Genomic DNA, 25,042 nt, shown 5'->3' on the forward strand with positions numbered 1-25,042 from the left:
ACTTCGCGCAGCGCCGATCAGGCGAGGAGCCATCGCGCTGATGACCGCGGCCGCCCTGCTGGCGGCCACCGGCTGCGCGTCCGCGTCGACCCCGAAGGCCCACGCGGCCGGCGACGAGCCCCTCGCCACCGGCGCGCCGGCCGAGGGCACCAGCCTGCGCATCGCGGGCCGCACCACGCAGCTGCAGCTGGAGGCCGCGGGCGACGACCTCGATCCGCTCGAGTTCACGGTCGACGAGTGGGTGAACGCCACCGGCGGCCCGGAGGTGATCCAGGCGTTCCGCGCCGACGCGCTGGACCTCGCCGTGAACGCCGTGCTTCCGCCGATCCAGGCGCACGCCATCGGGTTCGACGCGACGATCGTCGCCGTGCTCGAGCGGCCCGAGCCCTCGTATGTGTTCGCGACGGCGCCCGGATCCGACATCGACGGCTTCGACGATCTGCGCGGCGCCAAGATCGCGTTCTCGCAGGGCCAGTCGCAGGGCGACACGGTGCTGCGCACGCTGAAGGCCGCGGGGATCGAGAACAGCGAGGTCGAGCTCGTCGAGCTGCCGAGCTCGCAGTTCCTGACCGCGCTGCAGTCGGGCCAGGTCGACATCGCGCCGCTCTCCGAGCCGGGCGTCACGAAGTACATCGACCAGTACGCCCAGGACGGCGCGGTCGCGATCCCGTCCGAGCAGCCCGATCTGCTGAGCGTGCTGTGGGTGCCCACCGACGTGCTCGCCGACGACGACAGCGTCCGGGCCGTGCGCGACTACATCCGCGTGTGGGCGCAGGGCCAGGTGTGGGCGTGGGAGCACGCCGACGCGTGGAAGCAGTTCTACTACGTCGACACCGAGGGCGTGACCGCCGCCGACGCCGACCGGATCTGGGAGCGCGCGAACAAGCCCGCCTTCCCGACCGACTGGGATCGGGCCGTAGAGTGGGCGCAGTCGTCGATCGAGCTGCTCGACGAGGGCGACTTCATCGAGCCCTTCGACGCCGAGGTGCTGTTCGACCGCCGGTTCGAGGGCAACGCGGCCGCGGCCGTGTCCGATGAGTACCGGGTCTCGTGATGAGCGTCACGATCGCCCGCCCTGCCCTTCTCACGGCGCCCGTCGCCCCGGCCGCGCCGCCGGCCCTCGTCCCGCAGTCGCGGCGGCGGCGTCTGGGCCGCCGCCCCTCCGTCCCGGGATCGCGCCTGCTCGGCCCGCTCGTCGTCGTCGTGGTCTGGCAAGCCGCCGCGTGGGCGGGCCTGCTCGATCCGCGCCTGCTCACCGGCCCCGACGTCGTGCTGCAGACGACCTGGACGCTGATCCAGGACGGCCGCCTCGGCGAGAACGTCGCCGCCTCGCTCAGCCGTGCGCTGCTCGGCCTCGCCATCGGCACGGTCACGGGCGTGGTCCTGGCGGTGCTGGCCGGAGCGAACCGGATCGGCGATGCGTTCGTCGACGGCACCCTGCAGGTCAAGCGCGCGGTGCCGAGTCTCGCCCTCATTCCGCTGCTGATCCTGTGGCTCGGCGTCGGCGAGGGGTTCAAGGTCACCGTCGTCGCGCTCGGCGTGCTGGTGCCGATCTACATCAACACCTACAGCGCCCTCACCGGCATCGACCGCCGCTACGTCGAGCTGGCCGAGTCGCTCGGCCTCGGGCGCGGCGAGTACGTGCGCTCCGTGCTGCTGCCGGGGGCGCTGCCCGGGTTCTTCGTGGGCTTCCGCCTCGCAGTGGTCGGATCGTGGACGGCCCTGATCGTGGTCGAGACCATCAACGCCACCTCCGGCGTGGGCTACATGATGTCGCAGGCCCAGCTCTACGCCCAGTCGGACATCATCCTGGTCGGCCTCGTCGTCTACGGCGTCTTCGGCTTCACCTCGGACGCCCTCGTCCGCCTGCTCGAGAAGAAGGTGCTGTCATGGCGTCGCACGCTGGCGAGCTGACCGCCGCGGCCTCGGCCGTCGAGATCTCGGGACTCACCCGCTCGTTCGGCGACCGCACGGTGCTCGACGGGGTGGATCTGCGGATCGCGCGGGGCGAGTTCGTCGCCCTGATCGGGCGATCCGGATCGGGCAAGTCCACCCTGCTGCGCGCGGTCGCGGGCCTGGATGACGGCGTCGCCGGCGCAGGCGAGGTGCTGGTGCCGCGCAACGTGTCGCTGGTGTTCCAGGACTCGCGCCTGCTGCCGTGGAAGCGGGTGCTCGCGAACGTGACGCTCGGGCGATCCGGACCCGGTGTCGCCGCCCGCGGGCGCGAGGTGCTGGCCGAGGTCGGCCTCGCCGGCCGGGAGCGCGCCTGGCCGCACGAGCTGTCGGGCGGCGAGCAGCAGCGCGCGGCTCTCGCCCGCTCGCTCGTCAGCGAGCCGGAGCTGCTGCTGGCCGACGAGCCGTTCGGCGCGCTGGATGCCCTCACACGGATCCGGATGCACGCCCTGCTGCGCACGCTGCTGCGGGCGCATGGGCCGGCCGTGCTGCTCGTCACGCACGACGTCGACGAAGCGATCCTGCTCGCCGACCGCGTGCTGGTCATCGAGCAGGGCCGGTTCGCGCTCGACGTCCGCATCGATCTGCCGGAGGAGCGCCGCGCCCAGCATCCGGCCTTTCCCGCCTATCGCGAGCAGCTGCTCGCCGCCCTCGGGGTCGTCCCCGCCCCCGCCGCCCACACCGATCCGACTCAGGAGAAGAAATGACCACTCGCCAGCTGCACTTCAACCTGTTCCTGCACGACACCGGTCACCACGAGGCGTCGTGGCGCCTGCCGGACGCCGATCCGCACGCCGTGCACGACCTCGCCTACCACCAGCGCCTGGCGCGCATCGCCGAGGACGCGAAGTTCGACTCGGTGTTCCTGGCCGACTCGCCCGCCCTGTTCGGCGACGTGGGGCGCCGCCCGCAGGGCCGGATCGAGCCGACGGTGCTGCTCGCCGCGCTCGCGGTGCAGACGTCGCGGATCGGCCTGATCGCCACGGCATCGACGTCGTACAACGAGCCGTTCAACCTCGCGCGCCGGTTCTCGTCGATCGACTGGATCTCGAACGGCCGCGCCGGCTGGAACATCGTCACCACCGCGGGGGACGCGGCCGCCCGCAACTTCGGGCTCGAGGATCAGCCGCTGCATCGCGACCGCTACGAGCGCGCGTCCGAGTTCCTCGAGGTCGCGACGCGGTTGTGGGACTCGTGGGAGGACGACGCGATCGTCGGCGACAAGCAGTCGGGCGTGCACACGGACGCCGCGAAGGTGCACGCGATCAACCATCGGGGCGCGCACTTCCGCGTCGACGGCCCGCTGAACGCCCCGCGCAGCCCGCAGGCGCACCCGCTGCTCGTGCAGGCCGGATCCAGCGAGGACGGCAAGGAGTTCGCCGCGCGCTGGGCGGAGGCCGTGTTCACAGCGACGCCCACCATCGAGGAGGCCCGCGCGTTCTACGAGGACGTCAAGCGCCGCACGCTGGCCAACGGGCGCGACCCGGAGCACGTCAAGATCCTGCCGGGCATCGTGCCCGTGATCGCCGACACCGCCGTGGAGGCGGCCGAGCTGGAGGCGGAGCTCGATCGGCTCATCTCGCACGAGTACGCGCGGCGTCAGCTGGCGAAGACTCTGAGGGTCGATCCGGAGGACCTGCCGTTCGATCGCCCGCTGCCCGAGAACCTGCCGGGCGAGGACGAGATCGAGGGGGCGAAGAGCCGCTACACCCTGATCGTCGACCTGGCGCGGCGCGAGAACCTCACCGTGCGCGAGCTGATCGGCCGCCTCGGCGGCGGGCGCGGGCACCGCACCTTCTCGGGCACGCCCGTGCAGGTGGCGGACACCATCCAGGAGTGGTTCGAGACGGGAGCCGCCGACGGCTTCAACATCATGCCCGCCGTCCTCCCCTCGGGACTCGAGGTCTTCGCCGCGAAGGTGGTGCCGATCCTGCAGGAGCGCGGCCTCTTCCGCACCGAGTACACCGGCACGACGCTGCGCGACCACTACGGTCTGCCCCGCCCTGCCAACACGCTGGTGCCCGCGCAGGTGTAACGCGGGTCACCTCGAAGGAGGGGGAGAGATACGTGGGGTGTCTCTCCCCCTTCGCTATGCCCCGTGCGCCCCCTTCGCCCCCTTCGAGCGAGCGAAGCGAGTCGAAACGCCCCTCACTCCCGCCGACGCATACGACCCACCCCTCCGTCGATCAAGCCCCCGGCCGAAGCCCCGCCCCTCCGCCACACTGTCCTCATGCCTCACGTCATCGCGGTCCACGGCGACATCACGCAGCAGCACGTCGACGCCATCGTCAATGCCGCGTCTCCGCAGATGCGCGGCGGCGGCGGAGTGGATGGGGCGATCCATCGAGCGGGCGGGCCCGCGATCCTCGACGACTGCATCGCGCGGTTCCCGCGTGGGCTCGCCGTCGGCGATGCGGGCTGGACCACGGCTGGCGGCCTGCCGGCCTCCTGGGTGATCCACGTCGTCGGTCCGAACCACCGCGCCGGCGACACCGACCGCAGCAGGCTCGAGTCGTGCTATCGGCGCGCGCTGGAAGTCGCCGACGAACTCGAGGCGCGCACGATCGCGTTCCCGCTCGTCAGCGCGGGGATCTACGGATGGCCGCTCGACGACGCGATCGACCCGGCGGTCGAGACCGTCAGCGGCACCTCGACCCGCGTCCAGGAGGTGCGCCTCGTCGCGCTCGACGGCGAGACCGTCAAGAGGATCGAGGATCGCCTGCGCTAGGCCCCGGCTCACCGACCGGAGTCGGCCGCCTCGGTCACCTTCGGCAGGTCCTCTGTCGCCGGCCCCTCGAGCACCTGCCCCTCGGCAGAGAACCGCGACCCGTGCAGCGGGCAGTCCCACGTGCACTCCAGCGGGTTCCACTCGAGCACCCCGCCCATGTGGGTGCAGAGGCTCGGTGCCCGTCGTGCCCCGGGGGCCAGGTGCCGCACGGCTCCGGTCACCGCGGCCGCGGCGACGCCGGCCTGGTTCGAGACGAACTCGGCACCATCGCGCACGCCGAGATGCGGCGAGCGCAGCGCCTCCGACCAGGGCGTGGGGTAGCCGGTCAGATCGCCGTGCAGCGTCAGCGCCGCGGCGGCGGCATTGGTCATGCCCCACTTGTTGAAGCCCGTCGCCACCCACAGCCGATCGCCGGTCGGGCCGACGAAGGGCACCCGCGAGACGGTCTGGTAGTCCTGCGCCGCCCACCACGTGACGCGAGCGGCACCGGGGAAGACCGATGTCGTCCACTCGTCGAGCTCGTGCAGCAGCTTCTCGGTCTCGCGCTCGCGCCCGGGCGTCCACGACGGCCCGCCCACCAGCAGCAGCCCCTCGGCGGTGCGCAGCGAGCGCGACTCCGGGTCGACCGACAGATACATCGCCCGCGGGATGTCGCCGGGCACGCGATACGCCCCGACGAGGGACCGCGACGGCTTCAGCCGCGCGAAGAATCCGCCGTGATCGATCACGTGCGATCCGCTCGTGACGATCACCTGATCCGCCTGGATCGGCCCGCGCGTGGTCTTCAGCGTCGTCCCGTCCATCCCGAGGACGCGCGTCGACGTGACCACGGCGCCGCCGTGATCCCGGATCTCGCCGGTCAGCTTCGCGAGCAGCCGCAGCGGATGGATCTGCCACTGGCCGCGCATCCGGATCGCGCGCTGCACGGGATACGGCAGGTCGGCCGATTCGCCCGCGGCGAGCACATCGGCATCGAGACCGACGGCGGCGAGCGCCTCGGCCTCCGCCTCGACGGCCTTCACGCCCTCGGCGGTGGTGGCATAGGTGTAGGCGTCGCGCTGCTCGAGCCCCGGATCGTCGACGAGCTCGCTGCGGATCCAGTCCTGGCCCGCGCGGTTCGCGGCGACGTAGGCCTCGAGCGCGGCGTCGCCGGCGTGCTTCCGCAGGTTCGCGTACACCGACCCCTGCAGCAGCGAGACCTTCGCGGTCGTGTTGCCGGTCGCCACCGCGCCGGGATGGCGCGCCTCGAGGACGGTGACCTTGTAGCCCGAGCGAGCAAGCAGCGTCGCCGTGGCGAGGCCCGCGAGCCCCGCGCCCACGACGGCGATGTCCGTGCGCGCCGGCAGGGTCGTGTCGGCGCCGATCGGCGGGGCGGTCTGGTGCCAGAGAGAGGGCATGTGGGTCGCTCCTTCGATTGGGCTGTCGACCCGCTGCACTCGCTCAGCGAACGAGAGAGGGGCGATCCTGAGTGAGGGTCACCCCGCCAGCGCGGTGCGCGGGGGGAAGTGCGCGATCGGCTTCGGCTTCGCGGGGCCGGCAGAGGCCAGGCCCGAGAGAAGATCCGTCGCCATCAGCAGAACGCTCTGAATCGACGTGTGCCGCGTGATGCCCCGGGTGCCGTGCACCCAAACGGCCTCGAAGCAGAGCTCGCTGCGGTCGTCGGTCGTCAGCTGCTCGACGTAGGCGATGACGCTCGCGGCGTCCGAGGCTGCGACGGTGCTGTCGCAGATCCGCCAGGCGCCCTCACTGAGGGGCACAACGGCGAGCTGGTGATAGGTGTCCATGGTTCCTCCTAGACGAGGATCCCCCCACCTCGGGATGCGCGCGAGGGGCTTGACACCTCACCGGCCTGCGCGTAGTCCGGTGAGAAAGGAGGCGGATCATGACCAGAGAGACGCCCACGGGGATGGGCGACAGCGGCTCGCTCATCCAGGAGTACTTCCCCGACGCCGACGCCCGTACGGCCCGCAACGCGGGCCACCTGCAGGGCCCGCCGCACCTGGTCGCGGAGACCGACGCCGATCCCCGCGTGGGCACGAGGGAGGACCTCAACGTCGCCACCCACGACCAGCGCCTGCAGGGCCTGGTGGTGCAGATCGAGGCGGATCTCGCCACCCACCGACTGCTGCCGGAGGCCGTGCGGTACGCGCTGGAGGAGCGGCTGATCGAGACGGGTCTCGGCTGCTCTGTCGTCGAGATCGACGATCTCGAGAGGGTGATCCTCTCGGTCGCCCCGCCTCACGACGTCGATCACGCCGAGCCCGGAGCGGATCGGCACGGGGAGCGTCACGGTCGGGCCGACATCCGCTGATCTGTCAAGCCCATTCAGTGGGGCAACGCCACGGCGCACGATGGCGTTATGACCGACAACACCGAATCCCTCGGCGAGGGCATCGCCCCGGACCGTCTCAAGGGCCGCGCGCCGGGCCCCGGCGACGTCGTCTACGACGGCAGCAACGTCGACACCATGCCCTACTCGGCCGAGCCGTTCCGTCCGCCGGAGCACGTGAGCGCACCCGACATCGATCCGAAGCGCCCCTCGGGCACCGAGGGCCGCGGGCACGGCATCGAGACCATCGTGCCTACCGCCGATGCGCGGGCCGAGCACAGCGCAGGCACCTTCGAGCACCACGAGCCCACCCACGCCGAGCCCGATCCGGGGTACCCGCAGGGCCGCGCCGGTGGCGTGCTGCTCGATCCGCCGTCCGCGCACCCGATGCGCACCGACTCCACCCACACCGACTCCGCGCACGCGGAAGCCGTGCCCAGCGACCCCACTCCCACCGGCTCGGTGCCGGCGGGGCGAGAGGGCGTGGACGCGGGCGCCGTCGACGCGATGGGGGTCGAGGGCACGGCCAGCTCCGACGTCGAGGCCAACAGCCAGAACCACATCGCGGGGATCGGCCCCCGCGACGCCGGTGACGTGACCACGGGCGGCGAGGGCCGCACCGATCCGGGCACTCGCGACGAGATCTACGAGCCGTCCGCAAGCAACGCGGCCGGCGACATCGGATCCGACCCGCAGAGCGTCCGCGACGCGAACACCCACCACAAGGCGGCGGACCCGGACATCCCCGGTGTGCCGGACGCGGTGGGGCCCGGAGGAAACGGCGTCCAGACCGGCGTCCGCCAGGACCTCAACACGACGACGATGTCGGAGCAGCAGGAGGGCATCGTCGTGCAGATGCAGGGCGATCTGCAGACCGGCCGCGCGCCCGCGGGGAGCGCCCGCGAGGTGCTGATCCAGCGCCTGACCGAGGCCGGCCTGCCGACCGACGACGTGGACACGCTGCTGCGGCGTGTGCAGGGCGGCGACGCCCCCACCGACGTCGACAACGCCCAGCCCGGCGCCGGGCAGTGACACGACCGATGACGACGGAGGGAACCCGATGAGCACGCAGGATCAGGATCAGCAGAACTGGGACGACGACGCCTCGCAGCAGCAGCAGAACGACGAGCAGGGCTCGTCGGAGCAGGCCGCCGAGTCGTACGGCGAGCAGCTGTCGCAGACCGCCGAGGGGTCTTTCGGCGGCGGCGACGAGGGAACCGACGAGGTGTTCGGCTCGCACGAGTCGTACGGCGAGACCCAGCCCGCCTACGGCGAGGACGAGGAGACGGCCGAGCAGTCGTCACTCGAGCAGCCGGGCGACTCCGAGACCTCGGACTGATGAGACCGGTGAGGGCGCCCCGCCGCATCGGGTCGCCCTCACCGGTCCGGCTCCGGTGCGGCCCGGGACGGGGCCAGGCCGTCGCGGTGCCCACAGCCGCCGAAACGTAGACTGGGGCCATGCCCGAAAGCACCGCCCCGGTCCGTGTCAGCGCCCTCGACGTCCTGCGTCTCCTGACCGAGATCGTCGCCTTCGGCAGCATCGCGCTGTGGGGCTTCTTCTCGTGGACCTTCCCGTGGAACATCGTCGCCGGGATCCTCGCTCCCGCGCTGGCGATCCTGCTGTGGGCGCTGTTCGTATCACCCAAGGCCGTGTTCGCGGTGCACCCGTTCATCCGGATGATCGTCGAGCTGCTGATCTTCCTGTCGGCGACGCTGTCGTGGTGGGCTCTCGGGCAGCCCTGGATCGGGCTGGCTGTCGGCGTCGTGAGCGTCGCCGTCGGCGCCGTCGTCAACCGCCGCACGGCCGGCTGAGCGCGAGACCATGAGCGTCCTCGAGCAGCTGCGCGCCGAGCTCGGCGACCTCGTCGACACCAGCCCCGAGGCGCTCGAGGCCGCCCGAGCCGACAAGTCCGGGCATCGCTCGGCGGCCGCGCCCCTCGCCGTCGTGCACGCCGAGGCTGTCGCCCACGTGCAGGCCGTGATGCGCATCGCGAGCACCACCGGCACCCCCGTGGTCACGCGCGGCGCGGGCACCGGGCTGGCCGGTGCCGCCAATGCGGGCGGCGGCGAGATCGCGCTGTCGGTGCGCCGGATGACGCGCATCCTCGAGGTCTCCCCCGACGACCTCCTCGCGGTGGTCGAGCCCGGCATCCTCAACGCCGACCTCAACGCCGAACTCGCCGCCTACGGCCTCTGGTGGGCGCCCGACCCGGCGTCGCGCGCGATCTCGACCGTCGGCGGCAACATCGCCACCGGCGCCGGCGGGCTGCTGTGCGCGAAGTACGGTGTGGTGCGCGATGCGGTGCTCGGCCTCGACGTCGTTCTCGCCGACGGGCGCCTCATCTCGATGGGCCACCGCAGCGTCAAGGGCGTGACGGGCCTCGACCTCACCTCGCTCATGATCGGCTCCGAAGGCACCCTCGGCGTCATCGTCGGGGCCACGCTGAAACTGCGCAGGATCGTCCCCGGCGACGTCTGCACGGTCGCCGCCACGTTCGCGACGGTGCGCGACGCGGCCGCCGGCTCGTCGGCCGTCACGGCCGCCGGCATCCAGCCCGCGATCATGGAGCTGCTCGATCCGCACGCGCTCGCGGCGATCCATGCGCTGCTGCAGCTGCCCGCCCCCGCTGCCGGTGTCGCGCAGCTCACGATCCAGACCGACGGCCCCGCGGCGGCGGTCGAGGCCGACGCCATCGCCGAGGTGCTGGCGCAGGCCGGGGGCACCGTGTCGGTCACCCACGATCGCGAGGAGGGGGAGCGCCTGCTGGCGATCCGCCGGGCCATGCATCCGGCCATGGAGACGCTCGGCACAGCGCTCATCGAGGACGTCTCGGTGCCGCGTTCGCAGCTCGCGGCCATGTTCGACGAGATCGCCCGGGTGGAGCGCGCGCACGGCGTGACGATCCCGACGGTCGCCCACGCGGGCGACGGCAACCTGCACCCCAACTTCATCTTCGAGGGCCCCGAGGTGCCCGACTACGTCTGGGCCGCCGCCGACGATCTGTTCCGCGCGGCGATCAGCCTCGGCGGCACGCTCACGGGCGAGCACGGCATCGGCCTGCTCAAGCGCCGCTGGCTCGCCGACGAGCTGGGCCTCGACCAGTGGCAGCTGCAGCGCGACATCACCCGCGTCTTCGACCCCGCCGGCATCCTCAACCCCGGCAAGGTCTTCGACGCCTGACCCCCACCCCCTCGTTCGTTGAGCGAGCGAAGCGAGTCGAAACGGGGCAACACACGTACGACCCCAACCCGGGCGGGGCTTGGCCCGTTTCGACTCCTCGCTGCGCTCGTCGCTCAACGACCGGGCGGTGGGGCGCGGGGCGGGTTCCGCCGGGCGCTGTCGTCCGCTGCCGTCGCTGCCGTCGATGCCCTTCGCCGCGTCGGCTTTCCGCCACGCTCGCCCCCCTCGTTCGTTGAGCGAGCGAAGCGAGTCGAAACGGCGCAACAGACGTACGACCCGAACCCGCGCAGCGCTTGGCCCGTTTCGACTCCTCGCTGCGCTCGTCGCTCAACGACCGGGTAGTGGTGGAGCTGGGGGTGACGTGGTGGCGTGCCAGTCGCCCACAGCCGAGACTCGCCCCCGCGTTGGCCCCACCAGCCGCAGGCAGCACAACCGCGGCGGCGCCGCGGCATAGCGTCGCGATCATGAGCGGACACGTCTATCTCCTTCGGTGCGCCGACGGCAGCACGCGCGACCTCGACGGCCGCGTCTGGCAGCACAATCAGGGGCTCGGATCGGCCTACACTCGTCGCCGCGGACGCCGCCCGGTCGTCCTCATCTGGTCGTGGGAGTTCGAGAGCGTGGCCGAGGCGTTCCACTGGGAAAAGCAGATCCAGGGATGGAGCAGGCGCAAGCGCGAACTCCTCGTCGAAGGAGGACTCGACGCCGTGAAGGGCTGGAGCGCCCGGGAACGCCGCCGCGCATCCGACGTGGATGTCCCGCCCCCATCCCCCACCGGTCGTCGAGCGAGCGAAGCGAGTCGAAACGGCCCAACCGCCGTACGACACAACCCCGCACGGGGCTGAGCCGTCTCGACTCCTCGGCGCCGGGGTCAGAGCCCCTGCCACTCCGGCTTGTGGGCGAAGGCATAGCGGTAGTAGTCGGCACCGCCCAGGCGCGCGGCGGCGGCCTCGTCGATCACGACCGTGACGTGCGGGTGCAGCTGGATCGCAGAGCCGGGAAGCGACGACGTCACCGGACCCTCGACCGCGCCCGCGACGGCCTCCGCCTTGCCCGCGCCGAAGGCGAGCAGCACAAGATGCCGGGCCTCCAGGATCGTGCCCAGCCCCTGCGTGATGGTGTGGAGGGGCACGTCGTCGATCGAATCGAAGAAGCGCGCGTTGTCCTCGCGCGTCTGCTGCGTGAGGGTCTTCACGCGGGTGCGCGAGGCGAACGACGACCCGGGCTCGTTGAAGCCGATGTGGCCGTCGGTCCCGATCCCGAGGATCTGCAGATCCACTCCGCCGGCCTCCGCGATCGCCGCGTCGTAGTCGTCGCCATGGTGCTCGATGCCGTTCATCGAGCCGTCCGGCACCCGGATGCGCTCCGGGTCGAGCCCGAGCGGATCGATCACCTCGCGCCGGATCACCGAGCGATACGACTCGGGATGCGCGGGATCGAGCCCGACGTACTCGTCCAGGGCGAAACCGCGCACCTGCGAGACGTCCACCCCGGCGAGCGCCGCCGGCAGGGCCTCGTACACGGGCAGCGGCGTCGATCCGGTCGCAAGACCCAGGACGGCATCGGGACGACGCCGGATGAGCGATGCGATCTCCGCGGCGACCAGCGCGCCCGCGGCCTCGCGATCGGGGACGATGACGACCTCAGCCATGCGCGGCTCCTTCCCTCGGGGCGGCCGCGTCGCTCGCGGCGAGCGCGGCGCCGAGGGCGCCGGCCGCGGAGCCCGACGGCAGCACCTCGATTCTGTCGCTCAATCGCAGCGATGTCAGGAAGGGCGATGCCGACGCCGAGGCGTCGAGCTCGGAGCGCACCGCCGAGAGCAGCCGCTCGCCGAGGCGCGCGATCCCACCCCCGATCACGACCGCCGACGGATCCACGGTCAGCGCCAGCACGCGCACGGCCGCCGCGACGCCGCGGGCGAGGTCGTCGCGCAGGTCGATGGCCTCCCGGTCGCCCTGGTCGGCCGCGTCGAACACGTCCCGGACCGGGTGCTCCCCGGCCCGCCCCCACCGCCGCGCGATCGACGCACCCCCGGCGAGGGTCTCGATGCAGCCGCGCTGCCCGCAGGGGCACGCGGGACCGGCGGGGTCGATCGAGACGTGGCCGACCTCGCCGGCCACCCCGCCCGATCCGCCCCAGACCCGCCCGTCGACCACGATCCCGGCGGCGACGCCGGTGCCGAGGTTGAGATAGGCCATCGATCCCGTTGCCGGGGCCCGCAGGCCGTGGGCCCCGAGGGCGGCGGCGTTCACGTCGTTCTCGACCCGCACGGGCACACCCGCACGGTCGGCCACCGCCCCGCCGAGGTCGAGCGAGTCGACGCCGAGGTTGACGGCGTTGCGGACGACGCCGCCCACGATCTGCCCCGGGATGCCGATGCCGATCGCGTCGGGCTGCACCGGCAGGTCGCGGATCACCGCGCTCACGGTCGCGAGGATGCCCTCGGGCCCGCGCTCGGTCGCGCGCCAGGCGCTCGCGATCACCGTGCCGTCCGGCGAGATCGCGACGGCCTCGGCCTTGGTACCGCCGATGTCGATGCCGACCCGGATCTGCGGGGTGGGCGGCGCGGGGCGCTTCGGCGCGCTCCCCTCGCTCGCGGTGCGAACGGGCCGATCGCCCGCCGCGCGAGCCGGGGAGAGAGGAGGATGCACGCTCGCCGAGCGGGGCGCGGTCATCCCTTCACCGCGCCCGAGACGAGACCGCCGGTCATCCTGCCCTGCACGATGAGGAAGAACACCACCACGGGGATGCAGATGAGCGTCGAGCCCGCCAGCACCGCGCCGTAGTTGGTGGCCTCGGTGGCCGACTGAAACGAGTTGAGCCAGGTCGGCAGCGTGAGGTTCTGGTCCTTCATCAGCAGCAGCGCCATGGCGAACTCGTTCCACGACAGCATGAAGGCGAAGATCCCCGTCGACACGAGGCCCGGCGCCAGCAGCGGGAACGTGACCCGCCAGAACGCGCCCTGCTTCGAGCAGCCGTCGATCTGGGCGGCCTCCTCGAGCTCGGCGGGCACTCCGGCGACGAACCCGCGCAGGGTCCAGATCGTGAACGGGATCACCGCGGCGATGTGGACGAGCGACAGGCCCCACACGGTGTTCATCAGGCTGAGGTCGTCGATCAGGTTGTAGACCGTGAAGATCATGGCCTCGCCGGGGATCATCTGCACGATCAGCACCGCGACGATGAAGGTCCGCCGCCCGACGAAGCGGAAGCGGGCGAGGGCGATCGAGGCGAGGAAGGCCACGAACAGCGCGCACACCACCACGATCGCCACCACGATGAGGGAGGTCTGCAGCGCCCCGGCGAAGTCGTTCTGGCCGGGGGCGGCCGGCCGGTTCCACGCGGTGATGTAGTTCACGAACGTGGGCTCGCGCGGGATCAGCGACTGGTCGCGGCGGATGATCTGGTCGCCCGGGGTGAACGAGAGGTTGATCATCCAGTACACGGGGAACACCGCGCACACGAACACGATCGCCGCGAGCACGTTGAACAGCACCTTCATCCGCACGCTGCGCACGCGCGGGCCCGGATCGGGCGTGCCGGTGCGGATGGTGCGGGTCGTCAGCGCCTCGGCGACGACGGGCGGGGCCTTGGGGGCGAGGAGCGTCATTCGTCCTCCTCCTTGAGCATCTGTCGCAGGTTGAACCAGCTGAGGGTGAGCATGATCAGCACGATCAGCATGCCGATCGCGCTCGTGGCGCCGAACTCTCCGATGCCCTGACGGAACAGGTACACCGGCAGCACGTTCGTCTCGGAGGCGATGCCGCCGCGGCTCTGCAGGGCGTACACCTGGGTGAACAGCTTCATGTTCCAGATGATCTGCAGGATCAGCAGGCCCGCGAGCACGGGCCGCACCGCGGGGAAGGTGATGTTCCACCACCGCGCCCAGCCGCCGGCGCCGTCGATCTCGGCGGCCTCGATGCGCTCGGCGGGCACCTGCCCGAGGGCGGCGTACGTGGTGAAGGCGACGAACGGGATCGCGCCCCACACGACGATGATCGTGAGCACGAGGAAGAAGGTCCACGGGTTCAGCAGCCATGAGTGGTTGTGCCACTCCTGCGTGCCCGTGATCGAGTTGAGCGCCCAGTTCACGACGCCGTACTGGGTGTCGAAGATGAAGCCCCACACGACGCTCGCCGTGAGCGGCGGGATGGCCCAGGCGAGCAGCAGGCCGACCGACACGGTGATCCGCATGCCGCGGCCGATCTTCGTCATCAGCAGCGCGACCAGCACGCCCAGCAGCATGATCAGCGTGGTCGTGACCAGCATGATCCCGACCGTGCGGACGACCACCTCGGGGAAGTCGCTGCGCGTGATGATCTTGACGTAGTTGTCGAAGCCGACGAACTCGGGGGTGGTGCCCTGGATCTTGTGGCGCACCTGGTAGTCGGTGAACGACTGCCAGATCATCTGGATGGCGGGGTACCCGACCATCAGCAGGATCAGGATGATCGACGGCGCGAGCAGGGTCCATGACGTGACCGCGTCACGTCTGGTGCGCCGGCGCTCGCGCTCCTCCCACGAGAGGCGGGGGGCGGTGGTGGTGCTCAAGAAGGGTTCCTCCCTCTATCGCCGTTCGTCGAGCGAGCCGGCGACGGGGCCGGAACGGCCAGACGCACCGCGGGTGCGACCCCGCGGGGCGTCTGGACCGTTCCGGCTCGCGTCGCTCCGGCTCGGCGAGCGACGGGGGCTCAGCCGTTGAGGATGGATTCGATCTCGGCGTCGAGCGCCTCGGCGACGGCCTTGACGTCCTCGCCCTGGGCGATCTTGACGAGGGAGTCCTGGATCACCAGGCTCGACTCGACCTCGGCCCAGTTCGGCGAGGTGGGGACGCCCTTCGAGTTGGCCAGCGCCTCGGCCTGCGCCTGGGCGACCGGGGTGTCGGGCAGCGCGTCGGCCGACTCGAGCAGGGCCGGGGTCAGGCCGCCCTCGGCGAGCAGATCCTGGTAGCCCTTCGAAAGCATGATCTTCACGGCCTCTTTGGCCATGGCCTGGTTCTCGGAGAGCGCGGCCACGCCGATGTTCGAACCGCCGGCGAAGATCGGGGCGGTCTCGCCCTCGCTCGCGCCGGGCAGCGGGAAGGCGCCGAGGTCCTTGCCGAAGGTGTCGGGGCAGCCGGGGTTCTCGGCGTCGGGCTCGGCCAGGATCGACCACTGCATCCACGCGGGTGCCGACAGGAACGCCGTCTCACCGGCGCAGAACGGCACGTGCGCGTCGGTCTCGTCGCCGTCCACCGGGGCGTTGCTCGCCTCGCTGTAGACCTTCTGCAGCAGCTCGAGGCCCTTCAGGGACTCGTCGCTGGAGAGCTGCGCGTCCCAGGTGTCGCCGTCCTGCACGGCGATCTCGCCGCCGTAGGTCCAGATGTAGGGGAGCATGTTGTACCAGTCGCGACCGGGCGCGTAGATGCCGCTCATCGCGTCGGTGCGCATGGCGATGCCCTGCTCGACGTACTCCTCGAGCGTCTTCGGCAGAGTGGCGGCGTCGACGATCTGGGGCGAGTAGAACACCACGCGACCGCCGGCGTAGTACGGGGCCGCGTAGAACGCGTCCTCGTAGGTGCCGGCCTCCTCGAGGCCCGGGTTCAGGTCGCCCAGGTCCTCGCGGATGTCGCTGAGGTCGGAGAAGAGGCCCTGGTCGATGAAGCCGATGGCCTGGGTGTTGCCGACCTCGACGACGTCGGGGGTGTCGTTCGACTGCAGCGCCGCGACGTAGGTCTCCGAGACGTCGGCCCACGTCTTCTCCTCGAGCTTGAGGGTCCAGCCCTCGTTCTCGGATTCGAAGGTGTCGACCAGGTAGTCGCGTGCGGTGTCGGGGGTGTCGGTGCCGACCACCCAGACCGTGAGCTCGCCGGTCTCGGCGGGTGCCTCGTCCTCGCCGCCCGCTGCGGCGCCGGATCCGCCGCCGCAGCCGGCGAGCGCCAGGGTGCCGACCGCCAGCAGGCCGATTCCGGCCAGTGACTTGCTGTTCATGTGATGCGTTCCTTCCAAGGGGGTGATGGATGGTGCTTCTGGTGCGTGGGGCTTCGTCGCCCCGCTTTCATGACGGGGGTCTCGTCTACGAGACCCCGAGTTCTCCGTCGAGGATCAGGACGACCGCGCCTCGCAGCACGACGTCGTCTCCCTGAGCGGACATCCGGACCTGCACGTCCTCGTGGAGGAAGGTGCGGGAGCGAAGCGTGTGGACCGCGGTGTCGCGGAGGATGCCGTCGAGGTGCTCGGCGGGGCCGGACAGCACGATCTCGGACAGGTCGAGCGCGCCGACGATGGGCGCGATGGCGATCGCGAGGCGCTCTCCGGCGTCGCGGAAGACGGCATCGGGGTCGGCGCCCTGCGCGATCCGCTCCTCGAGGGATCGAATCGACAGCCACGACTCGAGGCAGCCGTGCTTGCCGCAGACGCAGAGGGGGCCGCCGTCGGTGCCGACGGTCACGTGGCCGATCTCGCCCGCCGCGTCGCGGCTGCCGCGCGTGAGCTCGCCGCGCGTCAGCACGCCGGCGCCGACGCCGCGGCCGACCTTGATGACCATCACGTCGCCGCTCGCGCCGCCGAGGGTGTGCTCGGCGAGGGCGGCCACGTTCGCGTCGTTCGCGACCCGGACGGGCAGGCCGATCTGCTCGCGGAGGTCGGCCTGCAGGGGCAGGTCGAACCAGCCGAGGTTGGGCGAGGAGGCCACAACGCCGTCGCGCGTGATGACGCCGGGGGCGCCGACGCCGAGACCGAGGACGCGGCCGGGGGCGGCACCGAGCAGCTCGGCGGCCAGCGACCGGACGGCGTCGATCGCCGCCTCGGCCTCGCCGTCGGCCGGCCGGGGGACCGAGCTGCGCGCCCTCACCTCTCCGGAGAGGTCGATCACCGCGCCGCGGTACTCGCGGGTGTCGGACAGATCGAGCGCCGCCACCTGCAGCCCGGAGCGATCCAGGTCGACGAGCATGGCGGGTTTTCCCGGGCGGGATCCCTGGCGGGTGCCCTGCTCGACGACGAGCCCGTCGGCGATCAGCTCGCCCACCAGATCGGACGTCGTCACACGGGTGAGTCCGGTCTCGCGAGCCAGATCCGCCCGGCTCATCTCGCCGTCGTGGAACAGGGTGGTCAGCACCAGCGAGCGGTTGTGCGTGCGCGCATGCTCGGGCAGCACCTTGATCCGGTCGCGAGTGGTCATGTTTGTAAGTCCTACTTACGAACCCCCTCCGACGCAAGAGGGGAAACCGAATTAGGTAGGGAAGTTTACAAACTTGTGACACGGGCGTACGGTGCCTCGCATGGTGCTCCCCCTCGTCCCCTGGCCTGCATCCGTGTCCGTCCGCTCTGCCGCGCCCGAGCCCGAGACCGCGCCGAACGGCGAGCGGCCGGCGCGCGTGGAGACGGTGCAGACCTCGGGGGACTTCGGGCCCGAGGCCTATCGCCTCGTCGTCACCGGCGACGCGATCCGCATCGAGTCGTCCACCCCGGCCGGTGAGTTCTACGCCCGGCAGACGCTCGCGCAGTTCCAGGCCGCGGGCGAGCCCCTTCCCGAGGTCGACATCCGCGATGAGCCGCGCTTCGCCTACCGCGGCCTGATGCTCGATGTCGCGCGGCACTTCCACCCCGTCGAGACCGTGGAGGCCGTGATCCGTCACGCCGCAGCGCTCAAGCTCAACGCGCTGCACCTGCACCTCTCGGACGACCAGGGATGGCGCCTTGCCCTGCGCTCGCATCCCGAGCTCGCCGAGCACGGATCGGGCACGGCGGTCGGCGGCGACGCGGGCGGGTTCTACACGCGAGACGACTATGCCCGCATCGTCGCGACCGCCGCCGCGCACCACATGATCGTGGTCCCGGAGATCGATCTGCCGGGCCACACCCACGCCATCGGATTGAGCCACCCCGAGCTGCTCGCAGACCCCGCCCCGAGCCCCCACCTCGACGGACCGCTCCCACCGAAGGACCAGCCGTACACCGGGGTGGGCGTGGGCTTCTCGTCGCTGCGCGCCGACGGACCGGGCCTCGAGCAGTTCCTCCGCGAGGTGCTCGGCGAGGTGGCAGAGCTCACCCCCGGCCCCTACCTGCACGTCGGCGGCGACGAGGCGCTCGGTACGGATCCGGACGACTACCGCGCGATGATCCGGCTCGCCACGGGGATCGTCACCGAGACGGGCAAGACGCCCGTGACCTGGCACGAGGCGGGCGCCGCCGGCCTCCCGCGCGGGACGATCGGGCAGTACTGGGGCTTCCGCGACGGCTCGGCCGACGACTCCCGCGACCACGCCGCGAAGGCGCTGGCCTTCGCCGAGAACGGAGGCGCGGTGATCCTCTCCCCCGCTGACGCGATCTACCTCGACATGAAGCCGCACGAGGACAGCCCGCTCGGCCTGACCTGGGCCAACGGAGCCACCAGCGTCGAGCGCTCGTACGACTGGGACCCGGCCACCGTTATCCCGGGGCTCGCCGACGACGCGATCGCGGGCGTCGAGGCGTGCCTGTGGAGCGAGACGATCCGCACTCTCGCCGACATCGAGGCCATGATCCTGCCCCGGATCGGATCGGCCGCGGAGGCCGGATGGTCGCGCCCCGCGGGCACCGAGGAGCGCGAGTGGGAGTCTTTTCGGCGCCGGATGCCCGGCTGCTAGGAGCAACTCCCCGTTTCCCCAGGGCATTGCAATGAGACCGTGACCGCACCGTAGGCTCCGGGCTACCTTGCGGCCGTACTCTAATTTCGACCGCACGTCTGCGCCAGCAGAATCCGCGCGCGGCGAGGTTTCTTTCAGGGGGCAACCGTGACGGACGTGGTGACCAGGCCCGAGGGCGGCGATCCGGCGAACGCCGACACCAGCGCGACCGCGCCGGTCGTCTCGGCCGACACGGGCAACGTGCAGTGGGCAGACGCCGAGCCGCCGAAGAAGCGCCACCTGGGCGCCTGGCTCGGGTTCGGCATCCCGCTCGGTCTGCTCGCCGCCGGCGCCGTCGTGGCCTCTCTCGTGCTGATCGCTCCCGGCGTCACCGCCGCGGGCGCGCCCGTCGGCTTCTCGACCCCCGGCGCCGCCGCCGAGACCGTCGCGAACCACGTCGCCGACCAGGAGTTCACCATCGGCGGCGCGACCCTCACGGGTGACCAGCTCGGCCTGTCGGTCGACGCGAAGGCCATCGCCGACGACGCCTTCGCCACCTACCCGGCGTGGAACCTCGGATCCTGGGGCACCGGCCGCGTCAGCGGCGCGGTCACGCTCGACGCCGAGAAGGCGTCCGAGACCCTGCGCGGGGCCGTGCCCGACCTCTACGCCGCGTCCACCGACGCGCAGGTCGTGTTCGACGCCGACGCCAAGAAGTACACCGTCGTCGAGGCCACCCCCGGCCAGGGCATCGATCTGGCCGCGCTCACCGAGAGCATCACCGCGGCGCTGAAGGCGCCCGCCACCTCCGAGCCGATCGCGCTCGATGCCCGGCAGACCGAGGTCGAGGCCGCGGCGACCACCGAGGAGGCCGAAGCCTTCGCGCACGACCTCAACGTGCAGTTCGCCTCCGACGCCGCACAACCCGCCGGCTTCTACCTGCAGGACGAGCTGGCCCTCGCCGTGCCCTCCACCGACGTGCAGTCGTGGATGGACATCGCCGCCGACCCCGAGTCCGGCGACTTCGTCGTGACGCCCGACATGGGCGCGATCGAGGAAGCCATCAAGGATCTCCCCGCCCGCGTCAACAAGGACGTCGTGAACAAGGAGGTCGTCACCAACTCGGCCGGCGACGAGCTGCGCGTGATCACCGAGGGCCAGGACGGCTTCGGCATCGAGTCCACCGACGGCGTCGCCGCCTCGATCGGCGAGTCGCTGAAGTCGGGCGACCTGTCGTTCGATCTGCAGGGCGAGGTGGTGAAGTACGAGACCACCACGATCTTCCGCCGCGCCGAGGTCGACAAGAGCGCCGGCACCGCCTACATGTACGAGGGCCCCGTGGCCGGCCAGGAGAAGCTGATCGCGTCGTACCCGATCGCGCTCGGCAAGCCCGGACACGACACCCAGACCGGCCACTTCACCGTGTACGGCCAGCTCACCAGCCAGGACATGGGCTCGTGCGACGCCGACGGCAACTATGTCCCCGGTGGCAAGTTCGACTACTGCACCGCCGACGTCCCGTACATCTCGTATTTCAACGGCGATCAGGGGTTCCACGGCACCTACTGGCACAACAACTTCGGCGCCGGCGCCTACATGAGCCACGGCTGCGTGAACATGACCCAGGCCGCGGCCGAGCACATGTACCGCTTCCTGCAGGTCGGCTCCGAGGTCTGGGTCCACGACTGATCGCGGGGGTGAGATCCTTCACGCGCGAAGGATCGGATCCGAAAGCGCTTGCGCTCCGGCCACCGGGAACGGTTAGCCTGGCGATATGACGCTGAACCTGGTCGAGCTCTCCGCCGCGACGATCGTCGCCGTGAACACGCTGTCGCTGAAGCCCGGCCAGGAGCAGTTCCTCGCGCCCGTCTCGTACGGCATCGCCGCGACCGTCATCAACCCCGCCAAGGCCTGGCAGCGCGTGGTGCTCGACGGCGACGACGTTGTGGGCTTCGTCAGCGCGAGCTTCGACGAGGAGGCGCCGGACGAGCACTTCCGCTCGGTTCTGCTGCGCATCAACGTCGACGCCGACGACCAGGGACGCGGCGTCGGCCGGTTCGCGGTCGAGGCGCTCGTGGAGGAGGCTCGCCGCCGCGGCCTTGACCACCTGACCGTGATCTACGAGGCCGGGGCCGACGGCCCCGAGGCGTTCTTCCATCGTGTTGGCTTCACACCGGTAGGGGAGACGGAGTACGGTGAAGTAGTTGCCGAGATCCGTGTCTGACACGAATCGGCTTTTTTTGGGGGAACTCTTCTCGACTTGATTTGTCAGCGGGGGCAACGGCGCTCGCGCTGAGATCATGCCGGCGGCGGGGTCTCGAATCCCCCTCCCCCATCGAGACTCCGTCGCCACCCTCGTAAGGAAAGAGCCCGGATCCTGGCGGATCCTGGCTCTTTCGTGTTCTCAGACCAGGCTCTCCCGCCAGGCCGCGTGCAGCTGGGCGAACTTGCCCGTGCCCGCGATGAGGGCCTCGGGGGTGTCGTCCTCGATGACCTCGCCGTGCTCCATCACCAGCACGCGGTCGGCGATGGCGACGGTCGAGAGGCGGTGGGCGATGATGATGGCCGTCCGGTCGGCGAGCAGGGTCTGCAGCGCCTCCTGGATCATCCGCTCGGACGGGATGTCGAGCGAGGCGGTGGCCTCGTCGAGGATCAACACCGCCGGGTCGGCGAGGAACGCGCGCGCGAACGAGATCAGCTGGCGCTGCCCCGCCGACACACGGCCGCCGCGCTTGTTGACGTCGGTGCTGTAGCCGTCCGGCAGGCTCGTGATGAACGAGTGGGCGCCCACCGCCTTCGCGGCCGCGACGATCTCGTCCATGGTGGCGTCCGGGCGACCCAGGGCGATGTTGTCGGCGACGGTGCCGCTGAACAGGTACGCCTCCTGGGTGACCATCACGATCGCGCGGCGCAGGTCGCGCGACGCGAGGTCGCGCAGGTCGACGCCGTCGAGGGTGACCCGGCCCTTGCTGGGGTCGTAGAAGCGCGAGACGAGCTTCGCGAGCGTCGACTTGCCCGCGCCGGTGGTGCCCACCAGCGCCACGGTCTGGCCCGCGGGGATGTCGAGCGAGAACGCCGGCAGGATCACCTTGCCCGTGCCGTAGGCGAACGTCACGTCCTCGAACCGCACGCCTCCGCGTGCCGCCTCCAGCGCGACCGGCTTCGACGGATCCGGAACCGTCGGCTGCTCCTCGAGCACGCCCGACACCTTCTCGAGCGCCGCGGAGGCCGCCTGGAAGGAGTTCAGGAACATCGCGATCTCCTGCAGCGGCGCGAAGAAGTTGCGGACGTAGAGCACCGCCGTCAGCAGCAGGCCGACCGCGAACTCGCCCTGCGTGATGCGGATGCCGCCCCACAGCACCACGATGCCGACCGAGAACGCCGAGATGGCCATCAGGCCCGGCTCGAACGTGCCGAACAGGCGGATCGAGCGCATGTTGACGTCGCGGTAGTCGAGCGCCAGCCCGGCGAACTCGTCCTCGTTGCGGGGCTCGGTGCGGAACGCCTTGCCCGCGCGGATGCCCGTCATCGTCTCGACGAACTTGACGATGACCTTCGCGCTGACCACGCGCGATTTGCGGTAGGTGACCTGCGAGGACTTGTAGAACCAGCGCATCAGCAGCGCGAGCGGGACGCCAGCGGCCACGAGGACGAGCGCCGACTGCCAGTCCCACAGCAGCAGCGCGATGAAGGTGAACGCGCCGAACAGCACACCGTGGACGAGCTGGTTGAGGCCACCGCCCAGAAGCTCGCGGATGGTGTCGAGGTCGCTCGTCTGGCGCGAGATGATGCGCCCGGACGTGTAGGTCTCGTGGAACTCGAGGCTCAGCAGCTGGGTGTGGCGGAAGACCCGCGTGCGCAGGTCAAACAGCACGTTCTGCGTCACGCGCGCGGCGAGGATGTCGTACCAGGCCAGCAGCGAGGCGCCGCCGATGGCCGTCGCCACGTATGCGCCGCCGACGAGCCACGTCGGGCCCCAGTCGTTGTGCTTCAGCACGGCCGGCAGCGCCTGCCCGATGCCGAAGCCGATCAGTGCGGGCCCGACCACGCGGATGGCGGTCTGCAGCACGACCACCACGGCGACCAGGATCACCTGGCCCCGCAGCGGCCGCAGCAGCGACCCCAGCAGGCGCAGCGAGCGCTGCCGGATCGCGCGGTTCTCGTCGCGCGTGTAGTCCGAGCGATCCTCGCCCGCGGTTCCCTGAACCGTGGTGCTCACTGCGCACCCTCCTCGTTGGCGGTGACGGGCGTCTCGGTCGTGATGATGTCCAGGGACGCCGTGGGGTTGGGGTCGTTGCGCCAGGCGCGCTCCTCGGCCTCCTCCTTCTCGAAAGAGGAGATGACCGAGCGGTAGTGCGACGACGACTGCATCAGCTCGCTGTGCGTGCCGACGGCCGTGATCCGGCCGCCCTCGAGCAGCGCGACGCGGTCGGCGAGCGCGACGGTCGACGGTCGATGCGCCACGACCAGCGCCGTGGTGCCGGCGAGCAGCTGGCGGAGCCCGCGCTGGACGCGCTCCTCGGTGTCGACGTCGAGCGCGGAGAGTGGGTCGTCCATGACGATGACGGCGGGGCGCGCGGCGACGGCGCGCGCCAGCGCGAGGCGCTGGCGCTGGCCGCCGGAGAGCGACATGCCCTCCTCGCCGATCTTCGTCTCGGCGCCCTCGGGCAGGTCGTCGACGAACGCGGCCTGCGCGACCTCGAGCGCCTCGCGCAGCACCGCATCGGCCTCGGGCGAGCGCGGGTCGAGGTCGTCGCGACCCAGCAGCACGTTGTCGCGCACCGACGCCGAGAACAGCGTCGCGTCCTCGAAGGCGGTGGTGATGATCCGGCGCAGGTCGACGAGGCGCAGGTCGCGGACGTCGACGCCGTCGATCGTGACGCGGCCGCCCGTGACGTCGTAGAGGCGCGTGGGCAGCGTGGTCAGCGTGGTCTTGCCGGATCCGGTCAGGCCCACCAGCGCCATGGTCTCGCCCGGGCGCACGTCGAGGTCGATGCCGTTGAGCAGATCCGGCTCCGCGGTGCCGGCGTCCTGGTAGCGGAAGCGCGCCCCCTCGAAGGCCAGCGCCCCCTGCGGGCGCGCGAGCTCGACCGGATCGGCCGGGTCGACGATGTCGTTGTGCGCGTCGAACACCTCGAAGACGCGGTCGGTCGCGGTGCGCGCGTCCATCAGGAACGAGAACAGGAAGCCGATCGACTCGATCGGCCAGCGCAGGATCGTCAGCATCGCGAAGTAGGCGATCAGCTGGCTCACGCCGATCTGCCCCTGGGAGGCCAGCCAGATGCCGAGCACGAGGCTCACGCCGAACGAGAGCTCGGGCATGATGATCAGCCAGAAGTCGACCCGCGCGATCGATCCGGCCTTGCGCATCTCGGTGTCGCGCAGGGTCTCGGCCTGGCGCGTGAAGCGGCGAAGCGCGTGCGGGCCGCGGCCGAAGGCCTTCAGCACGCGGATGCCGTGCACCGACTCCTCGACGCTCGTGGCGAGGTCGCCCTGCTGATCCTGGCTCAGGCGGGTGAGCGAGCCGTACTCGCGCTCGAACAGGAAGCCCTGGATCCACAGCGGCACGCCCGAGACGAGGAAGACCAGGGCCAGCGCCCAGTGCCACTGGAACAGCAGGGCCGCGCCGATGATGATCGTGAGGATGTTGACGATCAGCAGCACCAGGCCGAAGGCCATCCAGCGGCGGATGAGGCCGATGTCCTGCATCATGCGGCTGAGCAGCTGCCCCGACTGCCAGCGGTCGTGGAACGACACCGGCAGGCTCTGCAGGCGGTTGAAGAAGGTGCGGCGGATGTCGTACTCGACGAGGGTCGCCGGGCCGAGGATCAGCCAGCGACGCAGGTAGACCATCGCCGCCTCGAGCAGGCCGAGCACCAGCACCCCGATCGCGCCCCAGGTCACGGCGGTGACCTCGCCGGAGGCGATCGGGCCGCCGATCAGCCACTCGAGGGCGATGGGGATCATCAGCGCGATCAGGGCGGCGGCGAGCGCGCTGGCGCCGCCCGCGGCGAGGCGGGGCAGCACGGGCCGCGCGAACTCGAGCAGGCGCAGCAGGGCTTTCGGGGTCGACAGACGTGTGTCAGGACTGATGGTCATGATCCTCAGAAGGGGGAGAGAGCGCCGGATGGGCAGAGCCTTCCAGCCTATGTACAGGTCGAGCGTCAGTGCAACGATTCAGTTCGCGGAAGCACCGTCGCTCCTCCTCCTTCGACCGTATCGTCGCGCGCCCTCACCGGGCGCGGATCTCCGGCGATTCGGGTAACC

At 71.1% G+C, this 25,042-nt stretch carries 24 protein-coding genes; 14 read left to right on the forward strand and 10 right to left on the reverse strand.

Features of this window, described 5'->3' with window-relative positions:
* Nucleotides 1-40: 40 nt before the first annotated feature.
* The 5 genes from ACOKGD_RS12430 to ACOKGD_RS12450 all read left to right on the forward strand — a co-directional run bounded on the left by ACOKGD_RS12430 (nucleotide 41) and on the right by ACOKGD_RS12450 (nucleotide 4,681).
* Entirely contained in the window at nucleotides 41-1,054 is a 1,014-nt protein-coding gene (locus tag ACOKGD_RS12430) for an ABC transporter substrate-binding protein (protein ID WP_342337529.1), read from the forward strand.
* Complete coding sequence (locus tag ACOKGD_RS12435; protein WP_342337530.1) at nucleotides 1,054-1,914, forward strand: ABC transporter permease; 861 nt, start codon at nucleotides 1,054-1,056, stop codon at nucleotides 1,912-1,914. Before ACOKGD_RS12430 ends, ACOKGD_RS12435 begins: the two co-directional genes overlap by 1 nt.
* Complete coding sequence (locus tag ACOKGD_RS12440; protein ID WP_342337531.1) at nucleotides 1,890-2,660, forward strand: ABC transporter ATP-binding protein; 771 nt, start codon at nucleotides 1,890-1,892, stop codon at nucleotides 2,658-2,660. The genes ACOKGD_RS12435 and ACOKGD_RS12440 overlap by 25 nt, the downstream gene beginning before the upstream one ends.
* Entirely contained in the window at nucleotides 2,657-3,988 is a 1,332-nt protein-coding gene (locus ACOKGD_RS12445) for an LLM class flavin-dependent oxidoreductase (protein ID WP_342337532.1), read from the forward strand. Before ACOKGD_RS12440 ends, ACOKGD_RS12445 begins: the two co-directional genes overlap by 4 nt.
* A 195-nt stretch (nucleotides 3,989-4,183) precedes the next feature.
* Nucleotides 4,184-4,681 carry a macro domain-containing protein gene (locus ACOKGD_RS12450; protein ID WP_342337533.1) on the forward strand — a complete coding sequence of 166 codons (498 nt, stop codon included), beginning with the start codon at nucleotides 4,184-4,186 and terminating at the stop codon, nucleotides 4,679-4,681.
* Between the two features lie 8 nt (nucleotides 4,682-4,689).
* Here ACOKGD_RS12450 and ACOKGD_RS12455 read toward each other — a convergent pair whose 3' ends face one another.
* Complete coding sequence (locus ACOKGD_RS12455; protein ID WP_342337534.1) at nucleotides 4,690-6,078, reverse strand: FAD-dependent oxidoreductase; 1,389 nt, start codon at nucleotides 6,076-6,078, stop codon at nucleotides 4,690-4,692.
* Nucleotides 6,079-6,156: 78 nt separating this feature from the next.
* Nucleotides 6,157-6,465, reverse strand: coding sequence for a hypothetical protein (locus ACOKGD_RS12460; RefSeq protein ID WP_342337535.1), 309 nt, complete (start codon nucleotides 6,463-6,465; stop codon nucleotides 6,157-6,159).
* 98 nt (nucleotides 6,466-6,563) lie between these two features.
* Between ACOKGD_RS12460 and ACOKGD_RS12465 the strand changes: the two genes are divergently transcribed.
* The 6 genes from ACOKGD_RS12465 to ACOKGD_RS12490 all read left to right on the forward strand — a co-directional run bounded on the left by ACOKGD_RS12465 (nucleotide 6,564) and on the right by ACOKGD_RS12490 (nucleotide 11,036).
* Nucleotides 6,564-6,992 carry a hypothetical protein gene (locus ACOKGD_RS12465; RefSeq protein WP_342337536.1) on the forward strand — a complete coding sequence of 143 codons (429 nt, stop codon included), beginning with the start codon at nucleotides 6,564-6,566 and terminating at the stop codon, nucleotides 6,990-6,992.
* 48 nt (nucleotides 6,993-7,040) lie between these two features.
* Entirely contained in the window at nucleotides 7,041-8,042 is a 1,002-nt protein-coding gene (locus ACOKGD_RS12470; protein ID WP_342337537.1) for a hypothetical protein, read from the forward strand.
* 28 nt (nucleotides 8,043-8,070) lie between these two features.
* Nucleotides 8,071-8,349 carry a hypothetical protein gene (locus ACOKGD_RS12475; RefSeq protein ID WP_342337538.1) on the forward strand — a complete coding sequence of 93 codons (279 nt, stop codon included), beginning with the start codon at nucleotides 8,071-8,073 and terminating at the stop codon, nucleotides 8,347-8,349.
* 119 nt (nucleotides 8,350-8,468) lie between these two features.
* Nucleotides 8,469-8,822 (forward strand): YrdB family protein, encoded by a 354-nt coding sequence (locus tag ACOKGD_RS12480; RefSeq protein WP_342337539.1) that lies wholly within the window; start codon nucleotides 8,469-8,471, stop codon nucleotides 8,820-8,822.
* A 10-nt stretch (nucleotides 8,823-8,832) separates the two neighbouring features.
* Nucleotides 8,833-10,191, forward strand: coding sequence for an FAD-binding oxidoreductase (locus tag ACOKGD_RS12485; RefSeq protein ID WP_342337540.1), 1,359 nt, complete (start codon nucleotides 8,833-8,835; stop codon nucleotides 10,189-10,191).
* Between the two features lie 464 nt (nucleotides 10,192-10,655).
* Nucleotides 10,656-11,036: a GIY-YIG nuclease family protein gene (locus tag ACOKGD_RS12490; protein WP_342337541.1), complete on the forward strand. Its 381-nt coding sequence runs from the start codon at nucleotides 10,656-10,658 to the stop codon at nucleotides 11,034-11,036.
* Between the two features lie 26 nt (nucleotides 11,037-11,062).
* On the opposite strand, the gene ACOKGD_RS12495 is transcribed toward ACOKGD_RS12490, so the two are convergent.
* From ACOKGD_RS12495 to ACOKGD_RS12520, 6 genes are all read right to left on the reverse strand, one after another.
* On the reverse strand, nucleotides 11,063-11,842 hold the full coding sequence (locus ACOKGD_RS12495) for a glucosamine-6-phosphate deaminase (protein WP_342337542.1): 780 nt from the start codon (nucleotides 11,840-11,842) through the stop codon (nucleotides 11,063-11,065).
* Complete coding sequence (locus ACOKGD_RS12500; protein ID WP_342337543.1) at nucleotides 11,835-12,866, reverse strand: ROK family protein; 1,032 nt, start codon at nucleotides 12,864-12,866, stop codon at nucleotides 11,835-11,837. The genes ACOKGD_RS12495 and ACOKGD_RS12500 overlap by 8 nt, the downstream gene beginning before the upstream one ends.
* The gene (locus tag ACOKGD_RS12505; RefSeq protein WP_342337544.1) at nucleotides 12,863-13,801 is read right to left on the reverse strand and encodes a carbohydrate ABC transporter permease; all 939 of its coding nucleotides are present in this window, start codon (nucleotides 13,799-13,801) and stop codon (nucleotides 12,863-12,865) included. Before ACOKGD_RS12505 ends, ACOKGD_RS12500 begins: the two co-directional genes overlap by 4 nt.
* Nucleotides 13,798-14,742, reverse strand: coding sequence for a carbohydrate ABC transporter permease (locus ACOKGD_RS12510; protein ID WP_342337545.1), 945 nt, complete (start codon nucleotides 14,740-14,742; stop codon nucleotides 13,798-13,800). The genes ACOKGD_RS12505 and ACOKGD_RS12510 overlap by 4 nt, the downstream gene beginning before the upstream one ends.
* Nucleotides 14,743-14,882: 140 nt before the next feature.
* Nucleotides 14,883-16,160, reverse strand: a complete 1,278-nt coding sequence (locus ACOKGD_RS12515) for an extracellular solute-binding protein (protein WP_342337546.1) — start codon at nucleotides 16,158-16,160, stop codon at nucleotides 14,883-14,885.
* An 85-nt stretch (nucleotides 16,161-16,245) separates the two neighbouring features.
* On the reverse strand, nucleotides 16,246-17,349 hold the full coding sequence (locus tag ACOKGD_RS12520; protein ID WP_342337547.1) for an ROK family transcriptional regulator: 1,104 nt from the start codon (nucleotides 17,347-17,349) through the stop codon (nucleotides 16,246-16,248).
* A gap of 133 nt (nucleotides 17,350-17,482) precedes the next feature.
* On the opposite strand from ACOKGD_RS12520, the gene ACOKGD_RS12525 reads away from it, so the two are divergent.
* The 3 genes from ACOKGD_RS12525 (at nucleotide 17,483) to ACOKGD_RS12535 (ending at nucleotide 20,999) form a co-directional block, all read left to right on the forward strand.
* A complete protein-coding gene (locus tag ACOKGD_RS12525; RefSeq protein WP_342337548.1) occupies nucleotides 17,483-18,796 on the forward strand; it encodes a family 20 glycosylhydrolase in 1,314 nt (437 codons plus the stop codon).
* 147 nt (nucleotides 18,797-18,943) lie between these two features.
* Complete coding sequence (locus tag ACOKGD_RS12530; RefSeq protein WP_342337549.1) at nucleotides 18,944-20,464, forward strand: L,D-transpeptidase family protein; 1,521 nt, start codon at nucleotides 18,944-18,946, stop codon at nucleotides 20,462-20,464.
* An 85-nt stretch (nucleotides 20,465-20,549) separates the two neighbouring features.
* Nucleotides 20,550-20,999, forward strand: coding sequence for a GNAT family N-acetyltransferase (locus ACOKGD_RS12535; protein ID WP_342337550.1), 450 nt, complete (start codon nucleotides 20,550-20,552; stop codon nucleotides 20,997-20,999).
* A 180-nt stretch (nucleotides 21,000-21,179) separates the two neighbouring features.
* Here ACOKGD_RS12535 and ACOKGD_RS12540 read toward each other — a convergent pair whose 3' ends face one another.
* Both ACOKGD_RS12540 and ACOKGD_RS12545 read right to left on the reverse strand, forming a co-directional pair.
* Nucleotides 21,180-22,994 (reverse strand): ABC transporter ATP-binding protein, encoded by a 1,815-nt coding sequence (locus ACOKGD_RS12540; protein ID WP_342337551.1) that lies wholly within the window; start codon nucleotides 22,992-22,994, stop codon nucleotides 21,180-21,182.
* Complete coding sequence (locus ACOKGD_RS12545; protein WP_342337552.1) at nucleotides 22,991-24,874, reverse strand: ABC transporter ATP-binding protein; 1,884 nt, start codon at nucleotides 24,872-24,874, stop codon at nucleotides 22,991-22,993. The genes ACOKGD_RS12540 and ACOKGD_RS12545 overlap by 4 nt, the downstream gene beginning before the upstream one ends.
* Nucleotides 24,875-25,042: the final 168 nt, after the last annotated feature.

Source organism: Microbacterium phosphatis, assembly GCF_049177115.1.
GTDB classification, from domain to species: domain Bacteria; phylum Actinomycetota; class Actinomycetes; order Actinomycetales; family Microbacteriaceae; genus Microbacterium; species Microbacterium phosphatis.

Excerpts from the sequence above, each read along its gene's own strand:
- ACOKGD_RS12495 (WP_342337542.1), bottom strand. The coding sequence starts at position 11,842 with ATGGCTGAGGTCGTCATCGTCCCCGATCGCGAGGCCGCGGGCGCGCTG.
- ACOKGD_RS12535 (WP_342337550.1), top strand. The coding sequence starts at position 20,550 with ATGACGCTGAACCTGGTCGAGCTCTCCGCCGCGACGATCGTCGCCGTG.
- ACOKGD_RS12430 (WP_342337529.1), top strand. The coding sequence starts at position 41 with ATGACCGCGGCCGCCCTGCTGGCGGCCACCGGCTGCGCGTCCGCGTCG.
- ACOKGD_RS12545 (WP_342337552.1), bottom strand. The coding sequence starts at position 24,874 with ATGACCATCAGTCCTGACACACGTCTGTCGACCCCGAAAGCCCTGCTG.
- ACOKGD_RS12470 (WP_342337537.1), top strand. The coding sequence starts at position 7,041 with ATGACCGACAACACCGAATCCCTCGGCGAGGGCATCGCCCCGGACCGT.
- ACOKGD_RS12460 (WP_342337535.1), bottom strand. The coding sequence starts at position 6,465 with ATGGACACCTATCACCAGCTCGCCGTTGTGCCCCTCAGTGAGGGCGCC.
- ACOKGD_RS12445 (WP_342337532.1), top strand. The coding sequence starts at position 2,657 with ATGACCACTCGCCAGCTGCACTTCAACCTGTTCCTGCACGACACCGGT.
- ACOKGD_RS12465 (WP_342337536.1), top strand. The coding sequence starts at position 6,564 with ATGACCAGAGAGACGCCCACGGGGATGGGCGACAGCGGCTCGCTCATC.
- ACOKGD_RS12515 (WP_342337546.1), bottom strand. The coding sequence starts at position 16,160 with ATGAACAGCAAGTCACTGGCCGGAATCGGCCTGCTGGCGGTCGGCACC.
- ACOKGD_RS12480 (WP_342337539.1), top strand. The coding sequence starts at position 8,469 with ATGCCCGAAAGCACCGCCCCGGTCCGTGTCAGCGCCCTCGACGTCCTG.
- ACOKGD_RS12485 (WP_342337540.1), top strand. The coding sequence starts at position 8,833 with ATGAGCGTCCTCGAGCAGCTGCGCGCCGAGCTCGGCGACCTCGTCGAC.
- ACOKGD_RS12435 (WP_342337530.1), top strand. The coding sequence starts at position 1,054 with ATGAGCGTCACGATCGCCCGCCCTGCCCTTCTCACGGCGCCCGTCGCC.
- ACOKGD_RS12500 (WP_342337543.1), bottom strand. The coding sequence starts at position 12,866 with ATGACCGCGCCCCGCTCGGCGAGCGTGCATCCTCCTCTCTCCCCGGCT.
- ACOKGD_RS12450 (WP_342337533.1), top strand. The coding sequence starts at position 4,184 with ATGCCTCACGTCATCGCGGTCCACGGCGACATCACGCAGCAGCACGTC.
- ACOKGD_RS12505 (WP_342337544.1), bottom strand. The coding sequence starts at position 13,801 with ATGACGCTCCTCGCCCCCAAGGCCCCGCCCGTCGTCGCCGAGGCGCTG.
- ACOKGD_RS12490 (WP_342337541.1), top strand. The coding sequence starts at position 10,656 with ATGAGCGGACACGTCTATCTCCTTCGGTGCGCCGACGGCAGCACGCGC.
- ACOKGD_RS12475 (WP_342337538.1), top strand. The coding sequence starts at position 8,071 with ATGAGCACGCAGGATCAGGATCAGCAGAACTGGGACGACGACGCCTCG.
- ACOKGD_RS12440 (WP_342337531.1), top strand. The coding sequence starts at position 1,890 with ATGGCGTCGCACGCTGGCGAGCTGACCGCCGCGGCCTCGGCCGTCGAG.
- ACOKGD_RS12520 (WP_342337547.1), bottom strand. The coding sequence starts at position 17,349 with ATGACCACTCGCGACCGGATCAAGGTGCTGCCCGAGCATGCGCGCACG.
- ACOKGD_RS12455 (WP_342337534.1), bottom strand. The coding sequence starts at position 6,078 with ATGCCCTCTCTCTGGCACCAGACCGCCCCGCCGATCGGCGCCGACACG.